Source organism: Pseudoxanthomonas daejeonensis (assembly GCF_010093205.1).
Taxonomy (GTDB): Bacteria; Pseudomonadota; Gammaproteobacteria; order Xanthomonadales; family Xanthomonadaceae; genus Pseudoxanthomonas; species Pseudoxanthomonas daejeonensis.
Map to the genome: position 1 here is coordinate 23,004 of NZ_PDWN01000010.1, position 20,870 is coordinate 43,873.

The window sequence follows — 20,870 nt, forward strand, 5'->3', positions numbered from 1 at the left end:
TACCCTGTAGGCCTGCTCATGACCGACGCCTGCATGCCCGCCCCAGAACGCACCGAACAACGCCTGGCCTGGACCCGGCAGGCCCTGTCAGACCCTGGCCTGGCGTTGCAGGTGGCCTCGGCCGACGCGAGCTTCCGCAGCTACTGGCGCACCCGCAGTGGCGGACGCAGCTGGATCGTGATGGATGCGCCGCCGGGACAGGAGGACATCGCCCCGTGGCTGCGCATCGGCAAGCTGCTCGCCGATGCCGGGCTGCACACGCCCGACGTGCGCGCCGCCGACACCGAGGCAGGCTTCGTGCTGATGGAAGACCTCGGCGACCGGCTATACCTGCCCGAGCTCGACGCCGACGGCGCCGATGCCCTGTATGCGCCGGCGATCGACGCGATCCTGACGATGCAGGCGCAGGTGGATACCGACGGCCTGCCGGCGTTCGACGAGCCGTGGATGGTGATGGAACTGGAGCTGATGCCGGAGTGGTTCCTGCGCCGTCACCTGGGTGCGCAGCTGGAATGCGAGGACTGGGATCCGATCGAATTCGCGTTCCGCGCCATCCTCAACGCCGCCCATGCGCAGCCGCAACGGTTCATGCACCGCGATTTCCACTCGCGCAACCTGCTGGTGGTGCCCGACAACATGCCGGGCGTGATCGACTTCCAGGGTGCGATGCGTGGCCCGCTGGCGTACGACGTGGCATCGCTGTTGCGCGACTGCTACATCGCATGGCCGGAGGAACGCGTCGCCGCGTGGCGCGAAGGCTATCGACGGCGCGCGGTGGAGCTGGGGCTGACCAGCGCCGACGAGGCGCTGTTCGCGCGCTGGTTCGACCTGACCGGCCTGCAGCGCCACATCAAGGTGCTGGGGATCTTCTGCCGCCTCGCCTACCGCGACGGCAAGCCGGGCTACCTCGCCGACCTGCCGCTGGTCTGGCGCTACGTACGCGAGGTGGGCAACCGCCACGAAGACATCCGGCCGATGGTCGCGCTGCTGGAGCGATTCATCGGCGACACCGACATCACCCGTCCGCGCGGGGACTGAGATGCGCGCACTGGTTTTCGCTGCAGGCCTGGGCGAGCGCATGCGTCCGCTCACCGACCACACGCCCAAGCCGTTGCTCGAGGCGGGCGGCAAGCCGCTGATCGCCTGGCATCTGGAGAAACTCGCCGCGATAGGCGTGGACGAGGTCGTGGTCAATACCTCGTGGCTGGCGCCACGGTTCCCCGAACTGCTGGGCGACGGCGCGCGCTGGGGCCTGCGGCTGCACTACAGCCATGAAGGCGCCACGCCCCTGGAAACCGGCGGCGGCATGCTGCATGCGCTGGCCCTGCTGGGCGAGGCACCTTTCATCGCGGTCAATGGCGACATCTGGACCGACTTCGATTTCGCGCGCCTGCCCGCCACGCCGCGTGGCGATGCGCACCTGGTCCTGGTCGACAATCCCGAACACCACCCGCAAGGCGACTTCAGCCTGGGCGCCGACGGCCGCCTCGCCGACGAGGGCACGACGAAGCTGACCTTCTCCGGCATCGGCGTGTACCGCCCGGCATTGCTCGACGGCTGGCGCGAAACGGTCACCAGCGAGCCGGGAACCCCGCCCCGCTTCAAGCTCGCCCCCTTGCTGCGCCGGGCCATGGCCCGTTCGGCGGCAACCGGAGAGCACCATGCCGGGGCGTGGACGGACGTGGGCACGCCCGGACGGCTGGCGACACTGGACCGGCAGCTGCGCGACGCGAACGCCTGAGCGCGACGGAACGGACCCCTGGCGCGTAGTACCTGCTGATGGACGAACACGACAGGGATGACGACTCCGGGGCCGATCGCCTGCGCCGCGCGCGCCGCGGCGACGAAGCCGCGTTCGAGTCGATCTACCGGGAGCATGCCCGCGCCATCCACGCGCTGGCGCTGCGATTGACCGGCAGCCCGGCCGCGGCCGAGGACATCACCCAGGACACGTTCCTGCGCATGTTCGGGTTCCTGTCGGGCTTGCGCGAGGACACCCCGTTGCGACCGTGGCTCAAACGGGTCGCCGCCAACCTCGCCATCGACCGGTTGCGGCGCGAGCGGCGCTACTCCGACGACGACGCGCTGCTGCAGGCCCTCGACGGCAACGCGGCACCCGCAACCGTGGCCGAAGCCAGCGGCCTGCTGCGACGGCTGCCACCCCTCGCCCGTACCCTCGTATGGCTGCACGAAATGGAAGGCTGGTCGCACGAGGAACTCGCACGCCGCTTCGGGCGCAGCCCGAGCTGGTCGAAATCGATCCTGTCGCGATCGCTGGCGCGATTGCGCGAGCACCTGGAACCTGCGGAAGACGACGATGAGCACGCCTGACGACCTGCACGATGCCCTGCTGCAACTGCACGAACCGCCCGCGCCGGAATCGCTCTGGCCACGACTGAAGACGCTGCGACGCCGCCAGGTGCGACGCCGCCGCATGGCCGCTGCGCTCGCCTCCACGGGACTGGTCGCGGCGCTCTTCATGGTGCTGCCCAGGCCCGACATGGCGCCGGAACACCCGGCGTTCGCGCCACTTGCGGCGACCGGACCGGCGATCGACGACGGCGTGGATCCGCAGGTGCACGCGATCGACCGCGCCTTGCAGGTGGCTTACGAGAACGGCGCCAGCGACCTCGAGCTTGCGCCGATGTGGGAGGCGCGCCATGCCCTGATCGCGCAACGCCAGGCTTCGCGCAGCCATGCCGGCGACCTCAACGACATCTGACAAGGAGCCGCCATGCGATCCATGCCACAACCCCGCCGGACGCCGCGCATCCTGCTCGTGCTGGGCGCGCTTCTCGCTTTCCAGGCCAACGCTTCGATCGTTCCGGCGCTGGCACCGTCGACCGATCCGGATACGCCGGGTGCGGAGCGGACCTGCGGACTGGTCGGCGCGCAGACGGCGCCGACGCCGGAAAGCATGGACATCTTTCCAGCGCGGATCATGCAGATCAACGGCGAACGGCCACGCCTGGTGCGCGATGCCTACCGCATGCAGCCCGGCAGGCACGTGCTGGTACTTGCCGAAGGCATTCCCCCGTACCGGCTGGGTTCGGCCCAGCAGAAGCAGATCCTCAGGATGCAGCAGCGCAAGGATTTCACCGGCTACTTCAAGCCGCTGGTGATCGAGGTCAGGGCCGACACGCTGCAACGCGTCGGCGTGCGTCTGGTCCGCGACAACCTCGACACCGGGAGCATCCGCGAGAACGCGTACTGGGAGCCGGTGGTCTGGGAAGAAGTCGCAAGGGCCTGCAAATGAGGCACGCGGTCCATCACGGCGGTTTCGCCGCCAGCCGGCGCGTTGGCTTCCGGCGCGCGATGGGAATCGTCTTCGCCGCGTTGGCCGCGCTGGGCACGCCCCCCAGCATGGCGGGCCAGAACGACGAGGCGATCGCCGGCAGGGCCGCAACGCACACCTACGAGCTCGGCGCGGTGGTGGACGTGCGCCGGGCCAGCCCGCTCGGCCTCCGGGTCATGGCGGTGACGCCCGGCGGTGCGGCGGACCACATCGGCCTGCGTGCCGGCGACATGCTCCAGTCGGTCAATGGCCACCGGCTCGATGGCGACACCAGGCCCGCCACCGCGCTGGCCGCGGCGCTGCAGGCCGGCGCGGGAGCGCTCCGCATCCAGGGCCGTCGCGACGGCAAGCCCCTGACGCTGTCCGGTTCGATGGCACTGCCCGGCATCGGCACCAGCGCCGGGTGCGGCCAGCTCACCAGCCAGCTGGACGGCCTGCCAGCCAACAGCAACGTGCGTAGGGTGGACATCACCCAGATCGAGGGCCGGCGGGCGCTTGCCACCGGGGCGCCGCGGCATCCAGTCGCGGCCGGAACGCGCGTGGTGATCCTGCGCGAGCACGTTCCCCAGCCGCCCGCACGCGCCCTGTCCAGCTACGCCTCCAAGGCCTTCGTGCTCGACATCGAGCCCGACACCACCTATTACGTCGGCGCACGACCGCTGGCGGGGAGCCCGACCGGTGCATGGGAACCGTTCGTCTGGCAGACCCTGCCCGAGGCCTGTCGATGACCCGCATGCGGGCAGGCGTCTTTCACGTACCTTTAAGGTGACGACGCCAGATCATCCGTGCAGCACACCCCGCGACCAGGCACCCGCTGTCCAACCGAGAGGATCCGACCATGTGGCGCATTACCCTGCTGTCGACCGTTCTTTTCGCTTCCGCCGCCATTGCGGCTCCGCAGGCCGGGCCGACCCAGGCACCTCCGGCACCGGCTGCACCTGCCCCCCCGTCCGATGCCGTGGCAGGCGATCCGTCTAGCACGTGTTCCTACCTCACGGTCAACCAGGGCGAGATTCCCGAGAGCCGCGACATCTTCGACGCGGTGATCACCCAGATCGATGGCAAGAGCACCCCGCTCAGCCGGACCAACCGGTATCGCGTCGAGCCCGGACCGCATGTGCTGACGCTCGCGGACCGGATCGATCCCAAGCGCGTGCCCGCCGCGGCGGACAACCAGATTTCGAAGATGAAGCGCCTCGAGCAGCAGCGCGCGTACAAGAAGGTGGAACTGGACATCCAGCCCGGGCTCACCTACGCCATCGGCGCGAAGCTGCTGCGCGACAAACTGGACGTCGACAGCATCCGCGACAACGCCTACTGGGAACCGGTGGTGTGGGACATGCGCCCGACCCCCTGCAAGTAGCCCGCGACCACGCGACGGAGACCACCACCATGCTGCGCCCCCTCCTGCTGTCCACCCTGCTGCTGGCCGGTGGCGCGCATGCCGGCGGTGAAACCGCCGCGCCGGTCGTCGGCGTACCGGGAAGCACCTGCGGCCATGTCACCGACCAGCGCGGCGCGATCCCGAAGAGCCAGGACATCTTCCCGGTCGAGATCACCCGGATCGACGGCAGGAGCACGCCGCTCGATGCGCGCAACCGGCACGCCGTCCAGCCGGGCGCGCGCGTCCTCACGGTGACCGACCACATCGATCCGCACCGGTTGCCCGGTGCGGCGATCGCCCAGATCGCGAAGATGAAACGCCTGGAAATGCAGCGCGCCTACAAACCGTTCACCGTCGAGGTGCAGCCGGGGGTGAGCTATGCGATCGGCGCGCGGCTGCTGCGCGACCGGCTCGATGCGCAGAGCATCCGCGACAACGCCTACTGGGAACCGGTGGTCTGGGAGCAGCGCCCGGAAGCCTGCCCGTAAGGCACCGTGCGCGGTCAGCCGGCGGGAAGCAGTCCGCGCAGGAACGGCACGGTGACCCGCCGCTGGGCAGCCAGCGATTCGCGATCGATCCGTTCCAGCAGCGCCGCCAGCTGGGCGATATCCCGGCCGGTGCGGGTCAGCAGCCACTCGATCGCGGCTTCCTCCAGGACCAGTCCGCGACGTCGTGCGCGGTCGCGCAGCACCTCGCGCCGGCCATCGTCATCCAGTGGATGCAAGGCAATGCGCGCGCACTGTCCGAGCCGCGAGCGCAGGTCCGGCAGGACCAGCGGCAACGCGGCCGGGGCGGCGCCGGCGAGATAGAGCACGCCCCGTCCCGCGGCGCGTGCGCGGTTGTGGAAATCGAACAGCGCGACCTCGTCGCCACGATCGCCGGCGATGGCGTCCAGGCCATCGAGCGCGACCACATCGACCGCGTCGAGTGCGTCCAGCGCGTCACCGAGACGTCCTGCCGCCGCGCGCAGCGGCAGGTAGGCCGCACGCCGTCCGGCCTGCTCGGCCTCGGCGCACACGGCCAGGCCCAGGTGGGTCTTGCCCGTGGCAGGGCCGCCCTCCACGTACAACCAGTCCGCGCCAGGCTCGCGCGCCAGCGCGCGCAACTGCGCGATCGCGCCCTCCGGGGCGCCGACGAAACCTTCAAGGCGCTGGTCGGGCGGATAGCGCAGCGACAACGGCAGCTGGGGCGTGGCCCCGGAGATACCGCTCACGACTGCTCCGGTTCCCGGCTGGCAACCTGCTCCACCGTGCTCGGATCGACATAGGAGTCGAGCACGATCACCGCGTGCTCGCCGGTGTACAGGTCGCTTTCCCGGTAGCGCTCCTTGGCGAAGCGCAGCAGCACGTTGGCCACCGCCGCCACCGGCAACGCCAGCAGCATGCCGACGAAGCCGAACAGCTGGCCGCCGGCCATGATCGCGAAGATCACCGCCATCGGATGCAGGCCGATCTTGTCGCCGACGATGCGCGGGGTCAGCACGTAGCTCTCCAGCATCTGGCCGACGGTGAACACCACGCCCACCAGCACCAGCAGCTGCAGGTCGAAGCCCTGCGACTGGACCAGCGCCGCGACGAGCGCCAGGACCACGCCGGTGGTGGCGCCCAGGTAGGGAATGAAGCTGATGAACCCGGCGATCACGCCGATCAGCAGGCCGAGCTTGAGCCCGACCAGCGACAGGCCGATCGCGTAGATCAGCCCCAGCGCGATCATCACCACGAACTGGCCGCGCAGGAACGCACCGAGCACGTCGTTGGACTCGCGCGCCAGGCGCGTCACCGTGCCCAGGTGGTCGCGCGGGACCAGCGCGGCTACGCGGTCGACCAGCATGTCCCAGTCGCGCAGGAAGTAGAACGTGAGGATCGGCAGCAGCACGATGTTGGCCACCCAGGCCAGCATCGCCACGCCCGAACGCGACAGGTAGCCGAACACGGTCGCCGCGAATCCGCCGGCCTGGGTCCAGTGCGTCTTGACCCATTCGGTCAGCCGTTCGGTGTCGAGCCAGCCGACCAGGTCCAGGCCGGTCTTCTGTTCAAGCCAGGGCAACGCGGTCTGCAGGATCCAGTCGCGATACTCGGGCGCCGACTCGATCAGGGTCACGATCTGCCGCTCCAGCAGCGGCACCAGGATCAGCAGCGCGAGCACCACCACCAGCACCATGGCGCCGAACACCAGTCCGACCGCCAGGTTGCGCGAGAGGCCGCGCCTCTGCAGCCGGTCGGCCAGCGGGTCGCCCAGCCAGCCCAGCAGGGCGCCGAGCACGAACGGCGTCAGGATCGGGCCCAGCAGCCCGATCAACCACAACGATGCGGCGACCACCACCAGCCACTTGAGCTGGCGCAGGAAGAGGGCGATCTCCTGCCCCGGCGTCTCTTCGCGATTGGCGCTCATCGGATGCGGTACTCCGCCTGCACGCCTTCCACGGCCACGACCGGCGCATCGGCGCCCAGCATGCGCTGGAAGCCGGTCATGCCGGTGAGCAGGTCCAGATCGAACTCGACCCGCTCGCCATCGGCGCGGGCCGGCGCGATCCGGCGTACCACCGGCATCTTCTGCAGCATCGCCGATACCCGCAGGTAGTCCTCGGCGCTGCGCAGGCCGGTGAAGGCCACGCGGTAGGTTCCGGACGGTTCGGACGGCAGCGCCTTGGCGTAACGCTGGAACAGCGCCTCGGCGGCGACATCGGCGCCGCTGGCCATGGCGCGGCGCGCATCGCTGTCACTGACCGAACGCGTCGCCAGCACCCGCCCGGAATCGACGAAGGTCCAGTCGGCGGTCCAGCCACTGCCGCTGCGGTAGAGCTTGCCGATCAGCTGCATCGGCGGGCTGTAGCGCGCCGAGGCGCGGGCCACCGCCGCCGGATCGTTGCGCCAGATCGCGCCGACCGCAGCCTGTTCGGCGGCGCCGCCGGCCGGCAGGCCGAGCTTGTAGCCCCGGTCCTGGGCGCGATCGAGCACGCTGCGCGCGGCATTGACCTGGCCGGCACTCAGCAGGCGCGGACCGCTGCCGTCATCGATCGCCAGCCAGAGCACCGGCTTGGGGCGCGGCTGCGGCCATACCGGCACGCCCAACGAGGCGGTGATCGAATCCACCGCCTCGGGCACGAAGCGCACCACCAGCATGGTCCGGAAGGTCGGCGCCCCGGCCGGGGATACGCCCTGGTCCTGGCGGTAGTCGTAGCTGTCGACGTAGGCCTTGGCGTTGCGCAGCTCCTGCGCCACCCCGGGCCGGTTGACCACGCCGGCGTCGCCGGACAGCTTTTCGAGCACCTGGGCCAGCGCGCGGGTGAAACCGGCCTCGCGTGCATCGCCGGCCTGGCTGTTGACTGGAACCTCGGCCGCATACAGTCCCTGCGCGCTGGCGACGTCGCCTTCGGTGCGCAGGCCGTCCTGCGCATGCGCGGCGGGCGAAGCCAGGCCCAGGGCGAGGAGAAGTCCGAAGACCGGGAGCAGGCCGGTGAAGGCGCGACCCATGGCGGCGCGGCTGGCTCGCATGCAGATTCCTCGGCGGGCGTTGGGGGGGATCACGGCGAATTGTTGCCCGAATGGCGCCCGTGCGCCAATCGATGCACCTCGCCCGCGCCGCGCCCGGGGCCGCGCGCGGGCCGGCTGCTAGAATACGCGTCCCCCGGACCCTACCGCGCAGGCCCCACGTGAGCCAGACCCCGACGCCCGTCCCCCTGACCTATCGTGACGCAGGCGTGGACATCGACGCCGGCAACGAGGTCGTCGAACGGATCAAGCCGCTGGTCAAGCGCAGCTTCCGTCCGGAAGTGATGGGTGGCCTGGGCGGCTTCGGCGCGCTGTTCGACCTCTCGAACAAGTACCGCGAGCCGGTGCTGGTCTCGGGCACCGACGGCGTCGGCACCAAGCTCAAGCTGGCCCAGCAACTGGGCCGCCACGACACCATCGGCATCGACCTGGTCGGAATGTGCGTCAACGACATCCTGGTCCAGGGTGCCGAGCCGCTGTTCTTCCTCGACTATTTCGCGACCGGCAAGCTGGACGTGGACACCACCGTGGCCGTGGTCGGTGGCATTGCCGCCGGCTGCACCGAGTCCGGTTGCGCCCTGATCGGCGGCGAGACCGCCGAGATGCCGGACATGTACCCACCGGGCGAGTACGACCTGGCCGGTTTCGCCGTCGGTGCGGTGGAGAAGTCGCAGCTGCTGGACGGCGCGAAGGTGCGCGAGGGCGACGTGCTGCTGGGCATCGCCTCCTCCGGACCGCATTCCAACGGCTATTCGCTGATCCGGCGCATCTACGACCGCGCCGGTCGTCCCGACGTGCAGGTCGGTGGCGTGGCCCTGGCCGACGCGCTGATGGCGCCGACCCGGCTGTACGTGAAGCCGGTGCTGGCGCTGCTGCGCGAACACGGCGACTCGATCCACGCCATGGCCCACATCACCGGCGGCGGCCTCACCGAGAACATCATCCGCGTCATCCCCGAGGGCCTGGGCCTGCAGATCGAGGCAAGCGCCATCGTCCTGCCGCCGGTGTTCGACTGGCTGCAGCGCGAAGGCGCGGTGGCCGATGCGGAGATGTGGCGCACCTTCAACTGCGGCGTCGGCTTCGTGCTGGTGCTGCCGCAGGCGGCGGTGGCGGCCGTTTCGGCCAGCCTGGATGCACAAGGTCTGGCCCATCGCGCGATCGGCCAGGTCTCACGCCTGTCGAGCGGTGCCGGCGACGGCGAACGCGTCCACATCGGCTGACCCGTTCCCGATGAATCCCTCCACCGGACGCAAGCCGCGCCTGGCGGTGCTGGTATCCGGCCGCGGCAGCAACCTGCAGGCCATCCTCGATGCGATCGCCCGCGGCGAACTCGACGCGGAGATCGTGGGCGTGTTCTCCGACCGGCCCGACGCCGCCGCGCTCGATCGCGTCGCGCCTGCACTGCGCTGGAGTTTGGAAGCACGCCAGTTCCCGGACCGGGCCGCCTTCGATGCCATCCTCGCCACGGCGGTGGAAGCGACCGCTCCGGACTGGGTCTTCTGCGCCGGCTACATGCGCATCCTCGGCGACGCGTTCGTGCGGGGCTTCGACGGCCGCCTGCTCAACGTGCATCCCTCGCTGCTGCCCCGCTACAAGGGCCTGCGGACCCATGCCCGCGCGCTCCAGTCCGGCGACACCGAGCACGGCGCCAGCGTCCACTTCGTAGTGCCCGAGCTGGATGCCGGGGCGGTGGTCGCCCAGGCCCGCATCCCCGTCCAGCCCGGCGACACCCCCGAAAGCCTCGCCGCGCGCCTGCTTCCCGAGGAACATCGCCTCGTGACAGCGACCCTGGCATTGGCGGCCGCCGGTCGGCTGGCTGAACACGGCGGTCAGGTCCAGCTCGATGGTCAGACCCTGTTTAGTCCGCTGCATCTAGATTCCACCGGAATCCTGCGCCCGGGATCACGCAGCTGACACCGTTTTCCGGGCATGCTGGGTCTTACCTCCAGTCACTTCCTCCCATGCCCCGACGCCCGTTGCTTTCGCGCCTCCCGCTGCTTGCCGCCTGCCTGGTGCTGGCCGGACCGCTGTGCGCGCAGACGCAAACTGAACTGCCTCCGGCGACGGTGACGCCGGTCGAGCCGGAGCAGCCGGTATCAGTGCTCGAGCCGTTCCTCGCGACCTACGAGGCCCACTACCAGGGCAAGCCGGCGGGTAGCGCGACGATGCAGCTGGTGCGCGACGGCGACAGCCGCTGGCGGATCGACCTGACCATCCATGGCGAGCGCGGCATCGCCGGCCTGGCCCGGCTCAACCTGCAGCAGAGCACGGTGTTCGACACGCATGACGGCCATTACCGGCCGCTGACCCAGGCCACTGCACGCAGGGCGATGTTCTTCGGCAAGGAAGTCACCGGCATCTACGACTGGTCGGCGATGCAGGCGCACTGGGAAGGCGACCTGAAGAAGGAACGCCGCCGCCCGCTGCCGCTGCATGCCGGCGACATGAGCGCGCTGCTGATCAACCTGGCGATCATGCGCGACGCCGCGCCTGGCGCCACCCTGCAATACCGGATGGTCGACCTGGGGCGCGCGCGCGAATACGTGTACGAAGCGGCGAGCGAACCCGAGATCATGGCTGTCGGCGACATGAGCTACGACGCATTGCGCGTGGCCCGCACTTCCAGCGACGGCGACCAGACCGTGCTGTGGGTCGCCGGCGGCGTCCCCACGCCGATCCGCATCCTGCAACGCAAGGACGGCGAAGACGAAATCGACCTGCGCCTGGTCGAATACCGAGGAGTCTAGAAATGACGAGTGGACGTATCCGATTCGCCCCGGCCCTGGGCCTGCTGCTGGCACTGGCCGGCACTTCCGCGCACGCCGCCGCGCTGGAACCGTTCACCGCCGACTACCAGGCCAAGTACCTGGGCATGCAGGCCACCGGCAGCATGACCCTGGCTTCCGAAGGCAACAATCGCTGGAAGTACAGCCTCAACATCCGCAACCAGCTCGGCGACCTCAGCCAGAGCACGGTATTCGAGGAGCACCAGGGCCAGCTGCGTCCGCTCAGCAGCAGCGACCGCGCCGTGGCGCTGATGAAGAAGAAGAACGTCGACGCCATCTACGACTGGAAGAGCGGCCAGGCGACCTGGACAGGCGACGTCAAACCCGAACGCCGCGGCCCGGTGAAGCTGCAGGCCGGCGACATGGACGCGCTGCTGATCAACCTGGCCGTCGCCCGCGACCTGGCGGCCGGCAAGCCGCTCAGCTACCGCATGGTCGACGAAGGCCGGGTGAAGCAGATGCAGTGGGAGGTGATCGGCAAGGAACCGGTCACCATCGGCGGCGCGAGCAAGGAAGCGACCAAGGTCGTGCGTCGGACGGACAGGCGCGAGATGTACGTGTGGCTGGTGCCGGGCATGCCGGTCCCCGCGCGCGTGCTCCAGCGCGAGAACGGCATGGATACCGTCGACCTGACCGTGCGCTCGGTGCGCTGAAGACGCCCCGCCGCCGTCCCGTCGGGGCGGCGGCACCAGGGTCACTGCGCCGGTTCGAATACCGTCTTGCAGTCGACCCGGATCGCCTCACCCGTGCGATACCAGCGGAACGTCGTGCACTCGCGCACGCCTTCTTGTTCGCGCGACGCAGTGACCGCATAGAACGCCTGCGCGATCTCGCCACGGCTGACCTCGCCGTCTTCGTTCCAGTCCATGTCGGTGGTGTTGACGCCCCGGGTCACCGCCATGCCGGCCCAGCCGGCCCAGCCGACCGCCAGCAGCAGCACCGCGAGGATGCCCAGCAGCAGCTTGCGCCGCGGCGTCAGCCTGCCCTTGAGCAGCATCAGCCGGGGATCCTGCGGATCTTCGCGCCGAGCGCACCGAGCTTCTCTTCGATGTTCTCGTAGCCGCGGTCCAGGTGGTAGATGCGGTCGATGGTGGTCTCGCCCTCGGCCACCAGCCCGGCCAGGATCAGCGAAGCCGAAGCGCGCAGGTCGGTCGCCATGACCGGGGCGCCGCTGAGGCGCTCGGTGCCGCGCACGATCGCGGTGTGGCCGTCGACCTGGATGTCCGCGCCGAGGCGCAGCAGTTCGTTGACGTGCATGAAGCGGTTTTCGAAGATCGTCTCGCTGATCACGCCCACGCCTTCGGCCACGCAGTTGAGCGCCATGAACTGCGCCTGCATGTCGGTCGGGAAGGCCGGATACGGCGCGGTGGTCAGGCCTACCGCCTGCGGTCGCTTGCCGTGCATGTCCAGGGTAATGCTGTCTTCGGTGGTGGTGATCTCCGCCCCGGCTTCGACCAGCTTGAGCAGGACCGCGTCCAGCGTATCCGGGCGCGCGTTGCGCGCGGTGATCCGGCCGCCGGTCATGGCCGCGGCGACGAGGAACGTACCGGTCTCGATCCGGTCCGGCAGCACCGCATGCCGGCCGCCGCTCAGGCGCTCGACCCCTTGGATGGTGATGCGCGAAGTGCCGGCACCCTCGATCTTCGCGCCCATTGCGTTGAGGCACTCGGCGAGGTCGACGATCTCCGGTTCCATCGCCGCGTTTTCCAGCACCGTGGTGCCTTCGGCCAGGGTAGCGGCCGCCATCACGTTCTCGGTGCCGGTGACGGTCACCATGTCGAACACGAAGCGGGCGCCCTTGAGGCGCTCCGCGCGGGCCTTGATGAAGCCGTTTTCGACGGTGATCTCGGCGCCCAGCGCCTGCAGGCCCTTGATGTGCTGGTCCACAGGCCGCGAACCGATCGCGCAACCGCCCGGCAGCGAGACCTCCGCGGCGCCGTGGCGCGCCAGCAGGGGGCCGAGCACCAGGATCGAGGCGCGCATGGTCTTGACCAGCTCATACGGCGCCACATGCTGGTTGACGCTGCGCGGGTCCACCACGAGGCTGCTGCCGCGCGCCAGGGTGCCCTGGTCGAATTCGACCCCGGCGCCGAGCTCGCTCAGCAGCTTGATCGTGGTGACGACGTCGTGCAGGTGCGGGACGTTGAGGATCTCCACCGGCGCGTCGGCCAGCAGGGTCGCGCACAGGATGGGAAGCACGGCGTTCTTGGCGCCGGAAATGGTGACTTCGCCGCGAAGCGGCACGCCGCCGCTGACTACGATCTTCTGCATGGGAACTCTTGCGCGGGAATCTGGAAAGGGGCGGCGAGCCGGCTCAGGCCGTCTCGTCGGGAGTGACGGTCTTCAGCGCCAGGGCGTGGATAGCACCGCCCATCAGCTCGCCCAGCGTGGCGTAGACCATGCGGTGGCGGGCCAGCGGCAGCTTGCCGCGGAAAGCCTCGGCAACGACCGTGGCCTCGAAATGCACGCCGTCGTCGCCCTGGACCTGCGCGCGAGCGCCGGGCAGGCCGTCCTCGATCATGCGGCGGATGGTATCGGCGTCCATGGAGCGCTTTGGCCTAGAATGAAGCCCCGCATTCTAGCGAATCCGGACGCCCCGGACCGAGCCTGCATGAGCCAGTCCCCGCTTTCCGCCCTGCCCTCCGCCCCGATGGCCCAGTCCCCGGGCCTGATCGCCAGCGCCCGCCGCGTGCTCGAGATCGAGGGCCAGGCACTGGCCGCCGTCGGTGCCCGCATCGGCGAGGATTTCGCCCGCGCATGCGCGCTGGTGATGGCGGGGCGTGGCCGGGTCGTCGCCACCGGGATGGGCAAGTCCGGGCACATCGCGCGCAAGATCGCCGCAACCCTGGCCTCCACCGGGACCCCCGCCTTCTTCGTCCATCCCGGCGAAGCCGGCCATGGCGACCTGGGCATGATCACCGACGCCGACGTGGTCCTGGCGATCTCCTACTCCGGCGAATCCGACGAGATCCTGATGCTGCTGCCGGCGCTGCGCCGGCAGGGCAACACCGTGATCGCGATGACCGGGCGCCCGCAGTCGAGCCTGGCCCGCGAGGCCGACGTGCACCTGGACGTGTCGGTACCGGCCGAAGCCTGCCCGCTGCACCTGGCGCCGACCTCCAGCACCACCGCCACCCTCGCCCTCGGCGACGCCCTGGCCGTGGCCCTGCTGGAAGCGCGTGGCTTCACCGCCGACGATTTCGCCCGGTCGCATCCGGCCGGCAGCCTGGGTCGCCGCCTGCTGCTGCACATCGACGACGTCATGCACACCGGCGAGGCTTTGCCGCGCGTCGGTGCCGACGCCAGCGTGGCCGAGGCACTGGTGGAGATGAGCCGCAAGCGCCTGGGCATGACCGCGGTGGTCGATGGCGACGGCAAGCTGCTCGGGATCTTCACCGACGGCGACCTGCGCCGCGCGCTCGACCAGGGCATGGACGTGCGCCAGACCCCGATCGCCGGGGTGATGACCCGCGACCCGCGCACGGTCCGCGCCGGTCGCATGGCCAGCGAGGCCGCGCACCTGATGGAGCAGCACAGGATCAACGGCCTGATCGTGGTCGATGGCGACGACCGCGCGGTCGGCGCGCTCAATATTCATGACCTGTTGCGCGCGCGCGTGGTTTAACGGCCCATCCCACCAAGGTTCCTACGTGCCCTACGATCCCCTCGCCCACGTCGATGCCGACATCCGCGAACGCGCCGCGCGCATCGGCCTGCTGTGCCTGGACGTGGACGGCACCCTGACTGATGGCCGGCTCTACTTCGACAGCGAAGGCCGCGAAATGAAGGCCTACAGCGTACTGGACGGCCAAGGGCTGACCCAGCTGCGCCGGTTCGGTTTCCAGGTCGCGCTGATCACCGCCCGCCACAGCCTCTCGGCCAGGAAGCGTGGCGAAGACCTGGGCCTGGAGACCTTCATCGGCGTGCAGGACAAGCTGTCGTGCATGGATGAGCTGGCCGCGCGGCACGGCCTGGACCGCGAACGGACCGCCTTCGTCGGCGACGACCTGCCCGACCTGGACTGCCTGCGCACGGTGGGCCTGTCGGTGGCGCCAGCGAACGCGCATCCGTGGATCGCCGAAATCGTGCACTGGAAGACCCGCGCGCGCGCCGGCGAGGGCGCGGTCCGGGAAGTCTGCGACGTGCTGCTGGCCGCGCAGGGCCATGTGCCAGCAATCCTGGCCGGCGCGGCCCCCGGCTCGCGCGACGGACGCCACGCATGAGCTGGCGTACCGGGCTGGGCGTCGTGCTGCTGGTCGCGGCCATCGTCAGCGGCTGGTCGGCCTGGCACATGCGCGAGCGCAGCGAGCCGGCGGCCGACACCGGGCAGCGCTCGGACTACGTACTGCGCGATTTCGAACTGGTGATGCTGGGCAAGGACGGCGTCGAATCCGTGCGCCTGCGCGCGCCCGAACTGCAGCGCAGCCGCGAGGACGAGAGCCTGGCCATCGTCCAGCCGCTGTTCCTGATGCCGGGCGAGGATGGCGGCTGGCAGCTGGCCTCCGACCGGGGCTGGGTCGATGCCGAAGGCAGCGTGGCCAAGCTTGATGGCAACGTGAAAGGCGACAGCGCGCCGGGCAATCCGACGCCGACCACCTTCCGCACCGATCGCCTGGAACTGCTGCCGGACCAGCATCTGGCCCGCACCGACGACCGCGTCACCCTCACCCAGCCGGGTATCATGCAGACCGGCGTGGGCTTCCAGGCCAACCTGCAGACCCGGCAGTACCAGTTCCTTTCCCAGGTCAAGACCCGCTATGAACCTTCTCCGCGCCGCTAACCTGCGGAACCTGCTGGCCTTCGCCATCCTGTCCGGCGCACTGCTGCCGTCGCTGGCGCTGGCGAAAACATCCGACCGCGACCAGCCGATGACGCTGGATTCGGATGCCTCTGACTGCAACCAGGCCGAGGCCAACAGCAAGTGCGTGTTCAGCGGTAATGTCGTGATCACCCAGGGCACCCTTGAAATCCGTGCGGATCGCGCGGAGATCGTCCGCCGTAACAGCGACATCGACCAGGTCGTGCTGACCGGCAAGCAGGCGACGATGAAGCAGCAGATGGACGACGGCACGATGATGAACGCCCGTGCCGACCGCATCGTCTTCGAGCCGAACAAGGACCTGCTGACCCTGACCGGCAACTTCAAGATCGAGTCGCCGCGCGGCAGCAACAGCGGCCAGAAGATGGTCTACAACATGGGTACCGGACAGATGCAGAGCGGCGGCGACGGCACCCGCGTGCGCACGGTGATCCAGCCCAAGACCCCGGCCAAGGGGAGCAACTGATGCTGGTCGCCGAGGGCCTGCGCAAGCGCTACAAGCAGCGCGAAGTGGTGCGCGAGTTCGGGCTGAGCCTGGACGCCGGCGAAGTGGTCGGCCTGCTCGGCCCCAACGGTGCCGGCAAGACCACCTGCTTCTACATGATCGTGGGCCTGGTCGCCGCCGATGCGGGACGCATCGTGCTGGACGGCCGCGACATCACCGCCGAGCCGATGTACACCCGCGCCCGCCTGGGCGTGGGTTACCTGCCGCAGGAAGCGTCGGTGTTCCGCAAGCTCAGCGTGGCCGACAACCTGCGCCTGGTGCTGGAGCTGCGCGAGGACCTGGACAGCGACGGCATCGAGCGCGAGCTGTCCTCGCTGCTGGACGAACTTCAGATCGGCCATGTCGCCGACCAGCTCGGCGCCAGCCTCTCCGGCGGCGAGCGCCGGCGGTGCGAGATCGCCCGCGCGCTGGCCGCCAAGCCCAGGCTGATGCTGCTGGACGAACCCTTCGCCGGCGTCGACCCGATCTCGGTCGGCGAGATCCAGCGGATCGTCACCCACCTCAAGAACCGCGGCATCGGCGTGCTCATCACCGACCACAACGTGCGCGAGACCTTGGGAATCTGCGACCGTGCGTATATCCTCGCTGAAGGAAGCGTTCTGGCGCAGGGGGCACCAGACGCACTGCTGGCGGATCCGGACGTGCGCCGGGTCTACCTCGGGGACACTTTCCGCCTCTAGGCTCCTGCAAGGAGCCGCCCCGGCCGGCAGTCCTGTTGCTCCATACCTGGCAGGGACATGAAGGCAAGGCTGCAGACATCGCTCGGACAACACCTGGTCATGACGCCGCAACTGCGTCAGGCCATCCGCCTGTTGCAGATGTCCACGCTCGAACTGCAGGCCGAAGTGGCCGAAGCGATCGAGACCAATCCGCTGCTGGAGTGGACCGAGGACGCACCCTACGATTCCCCGCCGGCCGCCGACGGCAAGTCGAATGACGCCCCGGCCGAAGCGACGGACAGCCGCAGCGAGGAAACCGGCCAGGACGACGGCGACTGGAGCCCCGAGGAAAGCGCCTGGGACGGGTCGAGCGGTGGCGGGGGCGGCGGGGGCAGCGACGATGACCGCGAGGATGCGGCCGAGCGCATGGCCGAACCGGAGAACCTGGCCGACCACCTCCTCTGGCAGCTGCACCTGTCGCCACTGTCCGATCGCGACCGGCGCATCGGCGCGGCGCTGATCGACGCGCTCGACGAAGACGGCTACCTGCGCGAACCGCTGTCGTCCATCGCCGAGACCCTGCTGCCGGAAGTCACCGCCGGCGAAGACGAGATCCTCACCGTGCTGCACCAGCTGCAGCGTTTCGACCCGGTCGGGATCGGCGCGCGCAACCTGGGCGAATGCCTGCACCTGCAACTGGACGTCCTGCCCGAATGCACGCCCGGGCGCGAACTGGCCCTGCGCATCGTCGACGGCCCGCTGGAACGACTGCCGCGCAGCGGCATCGCCGGGATCGCGCAGGAACTGCGCAGTCCACCCGACCAGGTCGAGCAGGCCGTGCAACTGGTGCGCTCGCTCGATCCGCGGCCGGGCAAGCAGGTCGGCGAAGTGAACACGGACAGCTACGTCATTCCAGACTGCGTGGTCTGGCGCCAGCGCGGGATCTGGAAAGTCGCGCTCTCGCAGCAGGCGATGCCGCGCGTATCCATCCACCGCGGCTATGAACAGATGATCCGTCGTTGCGGCGAGAACGATGCCGGCTACCTGAAGACCCACCTGCAGGAAGCGCGCTGGCTGCTCAAGAGCCTGGAAGCGCGCGGCGAAACGTTGCTGAAAGTGATGCGCTGCCTGCTGCGCACGCAGTCCGGATTCCTCGAATTCGGCGAGCAGGCGCTGCGCCCCCTCACCCTGCGCGAGATCGCCGGCGAAGTCGGGCTGCACGAATCCACCGTATCGCGCGCGATCGCGCGCAAGTACGTGCGCACGCCGCGCGGGACGTTGCCGCTGAAGGCGTTCTTCGCGTCCGGCATCGACACCGACGGCGGCGGCGAGGCGTCCAGTACCGCCATCCAGTCCATGATCCGTCGTCTCATCGACGACGAGAACCCACGCAAGCCGCTGTCTGACGCCAAGCTGGCCGACCTGCTCAAGCAGTCGGGGATTCCGGTGGCGCGACGGACCGTGGCGAAGTATCGTGAGGCCATGAACATTTCGGCTTCGCACGAGCGGGTCCGAATCGGTTGAGTCAGAACACCGACGGAATTCCCCGCCTGGGGCGGAGCCGCCAACGCGGCAACGACCAAGGAGGTTCATGATGCGCATCGAAACGTACGGCCAGCAGATCGAGGTGACCCCGGCCCTGCGCGAGTATGTCGAGAGCAAGCTGCAACGCCTCGACCGACATTTCGACCAGCCCATCGAGGTCCGCGTCCAGCTCGGACTGCGCAAGCCGGCCCACCACGCCGCCGCCGACCTGATCGTGCCAGGCAAGACCGTCCATGCCGAGGCCGATGGCGAGAACATGTACGCCGCCATCGACGTGCTGGTCGACAAGCTGGACCGGCTGATCCTGAAGCACAAGGAAAAGCAGCACGACCACCATGCCACGCGCGTGACCACCGACGTGCTCTGACGCCCTCGGCGGCCGGCGGCGCGCGCGCCGCCGGCACGCGCCGCCCGTTTTGGGCGACAATCGTGCGACCCCATCGAAGAGGCCGGGCTGCATGAGGAACGCGAGCATCACCGCGCGCGAGCTGTTCGACCAGCAGCAGGAGAAACTCGTCCTGCGCTGGGTGGCCGGGCAGAAGGGCGAGAAGCGCGGCATCGAATCGGGCGACACCAACGCGCGCCGCCCCTCGCTGGCCGGCTACCTCAATGCCGTCTATCCGAACAAGGTCCAGATCCTGGGCAGCGAGGAACTGGCCTGGCTCGACTCGCTGGATGCGCGGCTGCGCTGGGAGACGATCGAGAAGATCATCCAGTTCCGCCCGCTGGCGCTGGTTATCAGCAAGAACCAGTCGTGCCCCGAAGACCTGCGCACCGCCGCGGAGGAAAGCGACACCCCCCTGTGGATCTCGCCCAAGCGCGGCCACGAACTCCTCAACCACCTCTCCTACCACCTCGCCCGCACGCTCGCGCCGCGGGTGACGCTGCACGGGGTGTTCATGGAGATCTATTCGATCGGCGTGCTGATCACCGGCGAGGCGGGGTCGGGCAAGAGCGAGCTGGCGCTGGAACTGCTCAGCCGCGGCCACCGCCTGGTCGCCGACGACGCGCCGGAGTTCACCCAGATCGCGCCGGACGTGCTCGACGGCACCTGCCCGGAACTGCTGCAGGACCTGCTGGAGGTGCGCGGCCTGGGCGTGCTCAACGTGCGCGAGATGTTCGGCGACACCGCGGTGAAGAAGAACAAGTACCTGCGCCTGATCGTGCACCTGACCCGGCCGATGACCGAGCCCAATCCCCATGGATACGAGCGCCTGACCGGCGATTCGGGCACCCGCCACGTGCTGGACCTGGACGTGCCGCTGATCACCCTGCCGGTGATGCCCGGCCGCAACCTGGCCGTGCTGACCGAAGCGGCCACGCGCCTGCACATCCTGCGCACCAAGGGCATCGACCCGGCGGCGATGTTCATCGCCCGGCACAGCAACCTGCTGGAGCGGCGCGGGACATGAGCGCCGTGCCGCCGAGCCTGGTCATCGTCAGCGGCCTGTCCGGCTCGGGCAAGTCGGTGGCGCTGAAGACCTTCGAGGACCTGGACTACTACTGCGTGGACAACCTGCCGGTGGAACTGCTGCCGGCCTTCGTGCGCAGCATGGTCCGCGACGACGCCGGGTTGCCGCAGCGCCTGGCCGTGGGCATCGACGTGCGCAGCCGCAACAGCGACCTGAGCCGGCTGGCCGAATGGCGGGTGACCGCCGACGCCCTCGGCGTGGGTGCCCGCCTGGTCTACTTCGAGGCCAGCGACGAGGTCCTGCTCCGGCGTTTCGCCGACACCCGCCGCCGGCATCCGCTCACCCGCCTGGGCCTGTCGCTGCCGGAAGCGCTGGCGCGCGAGCGCGAACTGACCCGGCCGCTGCGCGAGGAGGCCGATGCGGTCATCGACACCAGCCAGCTCAACGTGCACCAGCTGCGGCGCCAGGTCATCACCGGTTTCGCCCTGGAACACACTCCGGGCCTCTCGCTGCTGTTCGAATCCTTCGCCTACCGGCATGGCGTCCCCGAAGAAGCCGACTTCGTGTTCGACGCCAGGGTCCTGCCCAATCCGCACTGGGACCCGGAGCTGCGGCCACTGACCGGTCGCGATCCCCGGGTCCGGGACTACCTGGACGCCCAGCCGGACGTGGACGCCTACGTCGCCCAGGTCGCCGGCTTCCTGGACACCTGGCTGCCGCGCCTGCGCAACGAAACCCGCGCGTACGTGACGGTCGCCTTCGGCTGCACCGGCGGCAAGCACCGCTCGGTCTACCTGGCAGAGCGCCTGGCCGCCCATGCCCGGGGCCAGGGCTGGGAAGAAGTGGCGACCTACCACCGCGAGCAGGACTGACCCCGGCCCCGGGCCCGCCGGAACCCGGCCATTCCGCAACCGCCCCTCGGCGGGACGCTCAAACCCGGCCGACCCCGCTTACGGCGGACATAGCGCTCTGTT

27 protein-coding genes are annotated in these 20,870 nt (G+C 69.5%); 21 read left to right on the plus strand and 6 right to left on the minus strand.

Features of this window, described 5'->3' with window-relative positions; all coding sequences use genetic code 11:
* The first annotated feature begins 33 nt into the window (after positions 1-33).
* The 8 genes from CSC65_RS10970 to CSC65_RS11005 all read left to right on the plus strand — a co-directional run bounded on the left by CSC65_RS10970 (position 34) and on the right by CSC65_RS11005 (position 5,167).
* A complete protein-coding gene (locus CSC65_RS10970) occupies positions 34-1,038 on the plus strand; it encodes an aminoglycoside phosphotransferase family protein (protein WP_162410619.1) in 1,005 nt (334 codons plus the stop codon).
* Between the two features lies 1 nt (position 1,039).
* Positions 1,040-1,741 (plus strand): N-acetylmuramate alpha-1-phosphate uridylyltransferase MurU, encoded by a 702-nt coding sequence (murU, locus tag CSC65_RS10975; protein WP_162410620.1) that lies wholly within the window; start codon positions 1,040-1,042, stop codon positions 1,739-1,741.
* Positions 1,742-1,779: 38 nt separating this feature from the next.
* A complete protein-coding gene (locus tag CSC65_RS10980; RefSeq protein ID WP_162410621.1) occupies positions 1,780-2,331 on the plus strand; it encodes an RNA polymerase sigma factor in 552 nt (183 codons plus the stop codon).
* Positions 2,318-2,722: a hypothetical protein gene (locus tag CSC65_RS10985; RefSeq protein ID WP_162410622.1), complete on the plus strand. Its 405-nt coding sequence runs from the start codon at positions 2,318-2,320 to the stop codon at positions 2,720-2,722. Before CSC65_RS10980 ends, CSC65_RS10985 begins: the two co-directional genes overlap by 14 nt.
* Positions 2,723-2,743: 21 nt before the next feature.
* The gene (locus CSC65_RS10990) at positions 2,744-3,256 is read left to right on the plus strand and encodes a hypothetical protein (RefSeq protein WP_162410623.1); all 513 of its coding nucleotides are present in this window, start codon (positions 2,744-2,746) and stop codon (positions 3,254-3,256) included.
* Positions 3,257-3,315: 59 nt separating this feature from the next.
* Positions 3,316-4,023 (plus strand): PDZ domain-containing protein, encoded by a 708-nt coding sequence (locus tag CSC65_RS10995; RefSeq protein ID WP_162410624.1) that lies wholly within the window; start codon positions 3,316-3,318, stop codon positions 4,021-4,023.
* Between the two features lie 110 nt (positions 4,024-4,133).
* Entirely contained in the window at positions 4,134-4,658 is a 525-nt protein-coding gene (locus CSC65_RS11000; protein ID WP_162410625.1) for a hypothetical protein, read from the plus strand.
* A gap of 29 nt (positions 4,659-4,687) precedes the next feature.
* Positions 4,688-5,167: a hypothetical protein gene (locus CSC65_RS11005; RefSeq protein WP_162410626.1), complete on the plus strand. Its 480-nt coding sequence runs from the start codon at positions 4,688-4,690 to the stop codon at positions 5,165-5,167.
* Positions 5,168-5,181: 14 nt separating this feature from the next.
* Here CSC65_RS11005 and hda read toward each other — a convergent pair whose 3' ends face one another.
* The 3 genes from hda to CSC65_RS11015 are packed head-to-tail and all read right to left on the minus strand — an operon-like array spanning position 5,182 to position 8,173.
* Complete coding sequence (hda, locus tag CSC65_RS16225) at positions 5,182-5,892, minus strand: DnaA regulatory inactivator Hda (RefSeq protein WP_238390364.1); 711 nt, start codon at positions 5,890-5,892, stop codon at positions 5,182-5,184.
* On the minus strand, positions 5,889-7,070 hold the full coding sequence (locus CSC65_RS16230) for an AI-2E family transporter (RefSeq protein WP_238390365.1): 1,182 nt from the start codon (positions 7,068-7,070) through the stop codon (positions 5,889-5,891). Before CSC65_RS16230 ends, hda begins: the two co-directional genes overlap by 4 nt.
* Complete coding sequence (locus CSC65_RS11015; protein ID WP_425501350.1) at positions 7,067-8,173, minus strand: DUF2066 domain-containing protein; 1,107 nt, start codon at positions 8,171-8,173, stop codon at positions 7,067-7,069. The genes CSC65_RS16230 and CSC65_RS11015 overlap by 4 nt, the downstream gene beginning before the upstream one ends.
* 158 nt (positions 8,174-8,331) lie before the next feature.
* Here CSC65_RS11015 and purM point away from each other — a divergent pair, with 158 nt between their 5' ends.
* The 4 genes from purM to CSC65_RS11035 are packed head-to-tail and all read left to right on the plus strand — an operon-like array spanning position 8,332 to position 11,609.
* On the plus strand, positions 8,332-9,390 hold the full coding sequence (gene purM, locus CSC65_RS11020; protein WP_162410627.1) for a phosphoribosylformylglycinamidine cyclo-ligase: 1,059 nt from the start codon (positions 8,332-8,334) through the stop codon (positions 9,388-9,390).
* Positions 9,391-9,400: 10 nt separating this feature from the next.
* A complete protein-coding gene (gene purN, locus CSC65_RS11025) occupies positions 9,401-10,084 on the plus strand; it encodes a phosphoribosylglycinamide formyltransferase (RefSeq protein ID WP_162410628.1) in 684 nt (227 codons plus the stop codon).
* 47 nt (positions 10,085-10,131) lie between these two features.
* Positions 10,132-10,917 carry a DUF3108 domain-containing protein gene (locus tag CSC65_RS11030; RefSeq protein ID WP_162410629.1) on the plus strand — a complete coding sequence of 262 codons (786 nt, stop codon included), beginning with the start codon at positions 10,132-10,134 and terminating at the stop codon, positions 10,915-10,917.
* Between the two features lie 2 nt (positions 10,918-10,919).
* Positions 10,920-11,609 (plus strand): DUF3108 domain-containing protein, encoded by a 690-nt coding sequence (locus tag CSC65_RS11035; RefSeq protein ID WP_162410630.1) that lies wholly within the window; start codon positions 10,920-10,922, stop codon positions 11,607-11,609.
* A 41-nt stretch (positions 11,610-11,650) separates the two neighbouring features.
* On the opposite strand, the gene CSC65_RS11040 is transcribed toward CSC65_RS11035, so the two are convergent.
* From CSC65_RS11040 to CSC65_RS11050, 3 genes are read right to left on the minus strand one after another with little or no spacing between them, the layout of a single operon-like run.
* The gene (locus tag CSC65_RS11040) at positions 11,651-11,953 is read right to left on the minus strand and encodes a hypothetical protein (RefSeq protein ID WP_162410631.1); all 303 of its coding nucleotides are present in this window, start codon (positions 11,951-11,953) and stop codon (positions 11,651-11,653) included.
* Positions 11,953-13,227 carry a UDP-N-acetylglucosamine 1-carboxyvinyltransferase gene (murA, locus tag CSC65_RS11045; RefSeq protein WP_162410632.1) on the minus strand — a complete coding sequence of 425 codons (1,275 nt, stop codon included), beginning with the start codon at positions 13,225-13,227 and terminating at the stop codon, positions 11,953-11,955. Before murA ends, CSC65_RS11040 begins: the two co-directional genes overlap by 1 nt.
* A 43-nt stretch (positions 13,228-13,270) precedes the next feature.
* Entirely contained in the window at positions 13,271-13,501 is a 231-nt protein-coding gene (locus tag CSC65_RS11050; protein ID WP_136260146.1) for a BolA family protein, read from the minus strand.
* Between the two features lie 66 nt (positions 13,502-13,567).
* On the opposite strand from CSC65_RS11050, the gene CSC65_RS11055 reads away from it, so the two are divergent.
* The 9 genes from CSC65_RS11055 (at position 13,568) to rapZ (ending at position 20,768) form a co-directional block, all read left to right on the plus strand.
* The gene (locus tag CSC65_RS11055) at positions 13,568-14,581 is read left to right on the plus strand and encodes a KpsF/GutQ family sugar-phosphate isomerase (protein ID WP_162410633.1); all 1,014 of its coding nucleotides are present in this window, start codon (positions 13,568-13,570) and stop codon (positions 14,579-14,581) included.
* Between the two features lie 25 nt (positions 14,582-14,606).
* On the plus strand, positions 14,607-15,179 hold the full coding sequence (locus tag CSC65_RS11060; RefSeq protein ID WP_202922871.1) for a KdsC family phosphatase: 573 nt from the start codon (positions 14,607-14,609) through the stop codon (positions 15,177-15,179).
* Complete coding sequence (gene lptC / locus CSC65_RS11065) at positions 15,176-15,736, plus strand: LPS export ABC transporter periplasmic protein LptC (RefSeq protein ID WP_162410635.1); 561 nt, start codon at positions 15,176-15,178, stop codon at positions 15,734-15,736. Before CSC65_RS11060 ends, lptC begins: the two co-directional genes overlap by 4 nt.
* Positions 15,714-16,241, plus strand: coding sequence for a lipopolysaccharide transport periplasmic protein LptA (gene lptA / locus CSC65_RS11070; protein WP_162410636.1), 528 nt, complete (start codon positions 15,714-15,716; stop codon positions 16,239-16,241). Before lptC ends, lptA begins: the two co-directional genes overlap by 23 nt.
* Positions 16,241-16,960 (plus strand): LPS export ABC transporter ATP-binding protein, encoded by a 720-nt coding sequence (lptB, locus tag CSC65_RS11075; RefSeq protein WP_162410637.1) that lies wholly within the window; start codon positions 16,241-16,243, stop codon positions 16,958-16,960. Before lptA ends, lptB begins: the two co-directional genes overlap by 1 nt.
* A gap of 57 nt (positions 16,961-17,017) precedes the next feature.
* Positions 17,018-18,463, plus strand: a complete 1,446-nt coding sequence (locus tag CSC65_RS11080; RefSeq protein WP_162410638.1) for an RNA polymerase factor sigma-54 — start codon at positions 17,018-17,020, stop codon at positions 18,461-18,463.
* 70 nt (positions 18,464-18,533) lie between these two features.
* Positions 18,534-18,851, plus strand: a complete 318-nt coding sequence (gene hpf / locus CSC65_RS11085; RefSeq protein ID WP_162410639.1) for a ribosome hibernation-promoting factor, HPF/YfiA family — start codon at positions 18,534-18,536, stop codon at positions 18,849-18,851.
* A 91-nt stretch (positions 18,852-18,942) separates the two neighbouring features.
* Positions 18,943-19,896: an HPr(Ser) kinase/phosphatase gene (hprK, locus tag CSC65_RS11090; protein WP_162410640.1), complete on the plus strand. Its 954-nt coding sequence runs from the start codon at positions 18,943-18,945 to the stop codon at positions 19,894-19,896.
* Positions 19,893-20,768, plus strand: coding sequence for an RNase adapter RapZ (gene rapZ / locus CSC65_RS11095; RefSeq protein ID WP_162410641.1), 876 nt, complete (start codon positions 19,893-19,895; stop codon positions 20,766-20,768). Before hprK ends, rapZ begins: the two co-directional genes overlap by 4 nt.
* The last annotated feature ends 102 nt before the right edge of the window (positions 20,769-20,870 follow it).

Coding starts and splice junctions, on each gene's coding strand:
- lptB (WP_162410637.1), top strand. CDS start 16,241: ATGCTGGTCGCCGAGGGCCTGCGCAAGCGCTACAAGCAGCGCGAAGTG.
- CSC65_RS10980 (WP_162410621.1), top strand. CDS start 1,780: ATGGACGAACACGACAGGGATGACGACTCCGGGGCCGATCGCCTGCGC.
- CSC65_RS11040 (WP_162410631.1), bottom strand. CDS start 11,953: ATGCTGCTCAAGGGCAGGCTGACGCCGCGGCGCAAGCTGCTGCTGGGC.
- CSC65_RS11015 (WP_425501350.1), bottom strand. CDS start 8,173: ATGCGAGCCAGCCGCGCCGCCATGGGTCGCGCCTTCACCGGCCTGCTC.
- CSC65_RS16230 (WP_238390365.1), bottom strand. CDS start 7,070: ATGAGCGCCAATCGCGAAGAGACGCCGGGGCAGGAGATCGCCCTCTTC.
- hpf (WP_162410639.1), top strand. CDS start 18,534: ATGCGCATCGAAACGTACGGCCAGCAGATCGAGGTGACCCCGGCCCTG.
- CSC65_RS10990 (WP_162410623.1), top strand. CDS start 2,744: ATGCCACAACCCCGCCGGACGCCGCGCATCCTGCTCGTGCTGGGCGCG.
- CSC65_RS10995 (WP_162410624.1), top strand. CDS start 3,316: ATGGGAATCGTCTTCGCCGCGTTGGCCGCGCTGGGCACGCCCCCCAGC.
- CSC65_RS11050 (WP_136260146.1), bottom strand. CDS start 13,501: ATGGACGCCGATACCATCCGCCGCATGATCGAGGACGGCCTGCCCGGC.
- CSC65_RS10985 (WP_162410622.1), top strand. CDS start 2,318: ATGAGCACGCCTGACGACCTGCACGATGCCCTGCTGCAACTGCACGAA.
- CSC65_RS11035 (WP_162410630.1), top strand. CDS start 10,920: ATGACGAGTGGACGTATCCGATTCGCCCCGGCCCTGGGCCTGCTGCTG.
- CSC65_RS11005 (WP_162410626.1), top strand. CDS start 4,688: ATGCTGCGCCCCCTCCTGCTGTCCACCCTGCTGCTGGCCGGTGGCGCG.
- CSC65_RS11080 (WP_162410638.1), top strand. CDS start 17,018: ATGAAGGCAAGGCTGCAGACATCGCTCGGACAACACCTGGTCATGACG.
- hprK (WP_162410640.1), top strand. CDS start 18,943: ATGAGGAACGCGAGCATCACCGCGCGCGAGCTGTTCGACCAGCAGCAG.
- purN (WP_162410628.1), top strand. CDS start 9,401: ATGAATCCCTCCACCGGACGCAAGCCGCGCCTGGCGGTGCTGGTATCC.
- murU (WP_162410620.1), top strand. CDS start 1,040: ATGCGCGCACTGGTTTTCGCTGCAGGCCTGGGCGAGCGCATGCGTCCG.
- CSC65_RS10970 (WP_162410619.1), top strand. CDS start 34: ATGCCCGCCCCAGAACGCACCGAACAACGCCTGGCCTGGACCCGGCAG.
- murA (WP_162410632.1), bottom strand. CDS start 13,227: ATGCAGAAGATCGTAGTCAGCGGCGGCGTGCCGCTTCGCGGCGAAGTC.
- rapZ (WP_162410641.1), top strand. CDS start 19,893: ATGAGCGCCGTGCCGCCGAGCCTGGTCATCGTCAGCGGCCTGTCCGGC.
- CSC65_RS11055 (WP_162410633.1), top strand. CDS start 13,568: ATGAGCCAGTCCCCGCTTTCCGCCCTGCCCTCCGCCCCGATGGCCCAG.
- CSC65_RS11000 (WP_162410625.1), top strand. CDS start 4,134: ATGTGGCGCATTACCCTGCTGTCGACCGTTCTTTTCGCTTCCGCCGCC.
- CSC65_RS11030 (WP_162410629.1), top strand. CDS start 10,132: ATGCCCCGACGCCCGTTGCTTTCGCGCCTCCCGCTGCTTGCCGCCTGC.
- lptA (WP_162410636.1), top strand. CDS start 15,714: ATGAACCTTCTCCGCGCCGCTAACCTGCGGAACCTGCTGGCCTTCGCC.
- lptC (WP_162410635.1), top strand. CDS start 15,176: ATGAGCTGGCGTACCGGGCTGGGCGTCGTGCTGCTGGTCGCGGCCATC.